Genomic DNA, 647 nt, shown 5'->3' with positions numbered 1-647 from the left:
CAGTGTGAATAGAGTAGTTGTGTGTTTACTAATTATTATTTTAAGTGCTTGTGATGAAGATACTGAATCTAAGAAACTAGCCCAAAATATCTTTCCTTCAGTTATAGAATATCAACAATGCTTAGAGAATATGGATCCTAGTGATGACCAATATCATAAAGTAGTTATTGAATTTGATTCTGGTGGTTATAGTGGTATTGGGTGGGCAGTTTATGATGATTCTAATTGTGAAACACTGGCAAATAGAAGTCATGATGTTAATTCACATTACCCTATGCGTTTAGGTTATCAAGTCATAAATAAAGACGGAACTACAGGGCATGAATTGATTTTTGCGGATCCTGAAAATGCAGGTAAATCTGGTACAGTTTATCACATTGAAAATGACGTACTTTGTTTTGCCGTAGGAACGGTAAAGTTAAATATTGGATTTACTAATAGGCCAAACTTAAGTTCTATAAACTTTACGTCTGCATCGATTAACGGCGATTTTTCCAATTTAGAAATAGATAGAGATAACTGCTTTAAAATCAATATGGGTGAATAATTTGCCTAACAAGCTACTCAAGACGGACGCTAAACAGTTGGCTAGCTTCGTTCCTCGCAATTTTAGCCAACAATTTATCGCCGCTTAGTAGGGCGTTAGG

General features: G+C 35.1%; 1 protein-coding gene. It reads left to right on the top strand.

What is annotated here, in order from left to right; translation table 11 throughout:
* Positions 1–547: hypothetical protein (locus H4J69_RS19640; RefSeq protein WP_182245206.1), on the top strand; the 547-nt coding region annotated here is incomplete at its 5' end.
* Positions 548–647 lie beyond the last annotated feature (100 nt).

Origin of the sequence: Colwellia sp. BRX10-9 (genome assembly GCF_014077405.1) — a bacterium.
Classification (GTDB): Bacteria; Pseudomonadota; Gammaproteobacteria; order Enterobacterales; family Alteromonadaceae; genus Colwellia_A.
This window is presented reverse-complemented; position numbering and strand designations above follow the sequence as displayed.